The 4,238-nt window shown below is 60.7% G+C and carries 6 protein-coding genes; 4 read left to right on the top strand and 2 right to left on the bottom strand.

Annotated elements, in window-relative coordinates:
* Positions 1–537: IS3 family transposase (locus ACEK02_RS26215; protein ID WP_371424425.1), on the top strand; the 537-nt coding region annotated here is incomplete at its 5' end.
* A gap of 60 nt (positions 538–597) precedes the next feature.
* On the opposite strand, the gene ACEK02_RS26220 is transcribed toward ACEK02_RS26215, so the two are convergent.
* On the bottom strand, positions 598–1,554 hold the full coding sequence (locus ACEK02_RS26220) for a toprim domain-containing protein (RefSeq protein WP_371424426.1): 957 nt from the start codon (positions 1,552–1,554) through the stop codon (positions 598–600).
* A gap of 103 nt (positions 1,555–1,657) precedes the next feature.
* The gene (locus tag ACEK02_RS26225; protein ID WP_371424430.1) at positions 1,658–1,939 is read right to left on the bottom strand and encodes a sigma factor-like helix-turn-helix DNA-binding protein; all 282 of its coding nucleotides are present in this window, start codon (positions 1,937–1,939) and stop codon (positions 1,658–1,660) included.
* A gap of 93 nt (positions 1,940–2,032) precedes the next feature.
* Between ACEK02_RS26225 and ACEK02_RS26230 the strand changes: the two genes are divergently transcribed.
* The 3 genes from ACEK02_RS26230 to ACEK02_RS26240 all read left to right on the top strand — a co-directional run.
* On the top strand, positions 2,033–2,926 hold the full coding sequence (locus tag ACEK02_RS26230) for an autoinducer binding domain-containing protein (RefSeq protein WP_371424427.1): 894 nt from the start codon (positions 2,033–2,035) through the stop codon (positions 2,924–2,926).
* A gap of 78 nt (positions 2,927–3,004) precedes the next feature.
* Positions 3,005–3,631, top strand: a complete 627-nt coding sequence (locus tag ACEK02_RS26235) for an acyl-homoserine-lactone synthase (protein WP_371424428.1) — start codon at positions 3,005–3,007, stop codon at positions 3,629–3,631.
* A gap of 12 nt (positions 3,632–3,643) precedes the next feature.
* On the top strand, positions 3,644–4,238 hold a 595-nt coding region (locus tag ACEK02_RS26240), incomplete at its 3' end, for a phytanoyl-CoA dioxygenase family protein (protein ID WP_371424429.1).

Raw genomic sequence — 4,238 nt, forward strand, 5'->3', positions numbered from 1 at the left:
AGGTGCACGTACGGTTCGGGGAGGGGAAGCGCTTATGCGCTTCCTACTCCACTCGCGACCTGGGCGGGGTTCGTCTACGTGGCCTTCGTCATCGATACCTACGCAAGGCGGATCGTCGGCTGGCGGGCGAGCAGGACGGCGCATGCCAGCTTCGTCCTCGATGCCCTGGAACAAGCGCTTCATGAGCGCCGGCCGGCCCATCGGGGCGGCCTCATCCACCATAGCGACCGCGGGTCGCAATACGTGTCCATCAAGTACACCGAGCGCCTCGCCGAAGCTGGGATCGAGCCGTCGGTCGGTAGCGTCGGAGACAGCTACGACAACGCTTTGGCCGAGACGATCAACGGCCTCTACAAGGCCGAGGTGATCCACAGGCGTGGACCGTGGCGCAGCTTCGAAGCCGTCGAATATGCCACGCTCGAATGGGTCGACTGGTTCAACCATCGTCGGCTGCTGGAGCCCATCGGCAACATCCCGCCTGCCGAAGCCGAACAGCAATATTATGCTGCCGCGAACAACATCGATATGGCAGCGTGACTCACAACCCAACGCCTCCGGTAGACCCGGCGCGGTTCAGTTTGCGCATTGGCTTGATCGTCACGCCGCGCGCGGCATTTGCTCGAGCACATCCGCCCAGTCATTATGAGGAACAGGGGGCCATGGGCTGAACACCTCCAGACCGGTATGCTGGTGGGCCAGCCGGATCTGGCTGTTCGCTTTCCATCCTGCTGCATCCCGGTCGAAGAGCAGAACGAGGCGTTCCAGTCGGCTGGGCAGCAGGACATGCGCAGCGCGTTCGGCGCCAAGTGTCGCCCATACGGGAATTCGATGAAGACGCATGGCCGCAAGCGCCGTTTCGATGCCTTCGGCAAGTCCAAGAACGGTGGTCGCAGCGGCCAGCTGTACCGCGCCGCGGCCTGGACGTCCAAGCATCATCCGCGGTTCCGTCAGATCGCTGGCTTTAAAGCCAGCTACCGGATCGAGAAAGGTTCGATGGATTGCAACGAGCCGATGTCCCTCGCGGACTGCGGCGATGAGCGCCGGTCTAAAGACGACAGCCCTGCCCCGCCCCAGGGGCGTGCGCGGATTGTAGCGAAGGTCGCGCCAGGGTGGCACGAGGAAACGGTTGGCAAGATAGGTCTCAGCGAGTGTGCCGACCATCGGATTGGAGGCATCCCAGACGCGCAGCGCCGGTCCGGATCCAGGTTGAAAGGGGCTGTGCCTGATCGATGAGATCGAGGCGCCTCGCTCGGGCAGGTCGAGGTGAAGGCGGCGGATAGCCCGCAGAACGGCGATCGTGTCGCAGCCTGCGAAGCATTTGAACAGCAGGGCGGAGTCGCCGACGCGGACGGAGAGGCTCGGGTCATGGTCGTCATGGGCGGGGCAGAGACAAAGTCCCTGTCCACCGCACCACCTGCCGCCCAGACGTTTGACGAGATTTGCACCCGCTGCTTCGATTTCCTGCAACCGCAGCGAGTCAATATATGGGGCGCCACGACGATGCTGATCGGGTTGGGAATTGCTCATGCCATCCAATTCCTGAATGACCGGCAAGGTAGTTCGAGAGAGCATTGGACTACAGTGTGGCCGGGATCAGGCCTGGTCATGATTTCGCGATAGCGCTGGAGACGCCGGCCAGTTTGCGAGCCAAAACTGTTCAAGACCCGCGTTCCTCTTCAAACCGGTGTATCGCGCGCAACAGGTGTCGGCGCACCATTGCAGGGGATAGGCCAAGCCGGGTCGCGATATCATCGACCGGACATTTCTCGATGAAATAGAGTTCGAGTATCCGTCGACCAGGTTCCTGTTCCGAGCGGATAATGCGCTGCAGGCATCGCACGTCTTCGCGGAACTGCCTTGCGGAATTCAGCCTGGTTCGCATGCGCGACATAATTGTGGAAACAGTTTGGGCCATTCTGGCGGAGATCCGGGAAGGCATAGCGAAGCTCAATATGTTGTTGAAATCCGGGCTTAAGCCCGCTTCTCGCCTCACTCTCCTCCTCCCCACTGACGGCCGATTTGCGTCCGTGAAATGAAGGTTGTTACCCTGTTGAAGGAACAACTAAATTTTTGCTTTGCAGCATTTTTGGTAGGATTTCGGGGCCCACGGCTCTGGAGCGGCGGCCGGCGGACAAGGCTATTTCGCAGCCCGCTCCCGAAGGAGCCAGTCATGCTACATTCCCAGGAATATCAGTCGATCATTTCGGCATTTTACGACGCACGAGATAGCCAGGACATACAGGGCGTTCTTGAGCATCTCACCTATTTCCTGGGCTTCCGGCATTTCGCGATCGGGCATCATGTCGATCTGCTCAATCCCCCATCCACATCCTTCGGTGTCTCGAACTACACGCCTGATTGGCTCAGCGAAGTCTTCCATGAGGGTTACTACATGGATGATCCCATCCATTTCTTGTGCAACGGTCGGAATACGGGCTTCATCTGGCCCGACCCCCATCTATTGAACCGCCTGAATGAGCGGCACCGACATATCCTCGAGCGGGGAGCGCTGCGCAATTTCCGGGCCGGCTATACGATCCCCGTCCATCTTCCCGGTGAATATTCGGGAAGCTGCACCTTCGCCGCGCCCTTGTCAGGGAATATCTCCCGTGAGGTTCTGCCTGCGGCATTCTACGCTGCTTCTCATGCGTTCGAGGCCATGCGGCGACAGGCACGCAAGGCCGCGGGACTAAGCGTTGAACCGCCTCCCCAGGTCACTCCCCGCCAACGCGAAGTCGTGTTGCTGTTGGGCCAAGGCAAGAGCTACGCCGAAATGGGAGATATCCTCGGAATTTCCGGGGCAACGGCCCATCAGCATTGCAAGGCCGTGTTCCGCTCGTACGGCAACATCCAGCGGTGCAATCTGATCGCCCGGGTGCTGTTCGATGGTCTCGCGAGCTTCCCGGAGATGCTCCGCAAGCACTAGCAATACCCAGTTCCGGTTATCGACGCTCGTTGTTCATCGCACCGATGATGCCTGCTCCATCAACGAGGGAGCATCATCATGATCCAGATTTTCGAAGGCGCGGAATGGGGCGAAGGTTCGCCGGTGCTGAACGACATGTATCGCGACCGGAAAAGGATATTCGTCGATATGCTGGGCTGGGACGTGCCGGTCATCGACGGCGCCTATGAAATTGACCAGTTCGACGATGAGCATGCGATCTACGTCGTCGCGACCAATGAACGCGGCGAGCATGACGGCTCGATCCGTCTGCTACCGAGCATTCGCCCGCATGTTCTGGGCAATATCTTCCCCGAACTGTGCGATGGGCCTGTCCCATCTGGCGAACATATCTTCGAACTCAGCCGCGCCTGCCTTTCGCCGCGTAACCGTGCGGCGCGCAGACTAGAGGTCCGCAATGCGGTCACGACGGCCGTCGTCGAGTTTGCGCTGCTTCGGGGCATTCGCCGTTTCACATGCATCGCGGATTCAGGATGGCTGAGCCAGATCCTGTCGCTCGGATGGGATTGTCGACCGCTGGGCCTGCCCAGGGAGATTGCGGGCCTAAGCACCGGCGCTCTCGTGATCGAGATCGACGGCGACACGCCCGACAAGCTGCGGTCTGCAGGCACCTATGTGCCGATGCGCATCGTCCACGCCCACGCTGACGGTCGCGCCGCAGCCTGACGGAGACATTCCATGACCATCATTGCACTTGACCGGCTGGTGCCGGATACGAAATCCTGTTGCGAGCACCTCGAAGCTGAAGGCTATTGCATCATCCGCAACGCCGTACCGTCCAGCCTGGTCGACAGGCTGGCAGGCGATCTCGAACAGGATTTCGTCGCGACGCCGCATTCGGTGGGGCCATTCTATGGCGAGACCACCCGGCGTTTCCACGGGCTCCTGAGACGGTCGCGGCACATGGGCCGCTTTGCGCTCGACCCGCTGATTGTCGCCGTCGTCGAGCGTTTCCTCCAGCCCTGGTGCGACACGATCCAGCTCAATCTCACGCAGGCGATCGAGATCGAGCCAGGCGGCGTGGCACAGCCTCCGCACCGCGATCAGGACATGTGGCCCGTCCACACTGCCGGCGTCGAGTATATGATCAACGTGATGTGGCCCTTCTCCTCCTACCGGGCGGAGAATGGTGCCACGTTGATCTGGCCGGGCAGTCACCGGCGGCAGGATGAGATCGTCATGCCCGCCGATGATGCGATCGCAGCCGAGATGGAGCCTGGTGAGAACACCGGGAATAAAAGGGGCCACGGATCGGCCGGTCTCACCGGAATAA

Origin of the sequence: Tardiphaga sp. (genome assembly GCF_041424195.1) — a bacterium.
Classification (GTDB): domain Bacteria; phylum Pseudomonadota; class Alphaproteobacteria; order Rhizobiales; family Xanthobacteraceae; genus Tardiphaga.

What these genes read in the sequence shown, in the direction of transcription:
- ACEK02_RS26225 (WP_371424430.1), bottom strand. Translation starts at nt 1,939, where the DNA reads ATGCCTTCCCGGATCTCCGCCAGAATGGCCCAAACTGTTTCCACAATT.
- ACEK02_RS26230 (WP_371424427.1), top strand. Translation starts at nt 2,033, where the DNA reads ATGAAGGTTGTTACCCTGTTGAAGGAACAACTAAATTTTTGCTTTGCA.
- ACEK02_RS26235 (WP_371424428.1), top strand. Translation starts at nt 3,005, where the DNA reads ATGATCCAGATTTTCGAAGGCGCGGAATGGGGCGAAGGTTCGCCGGTG.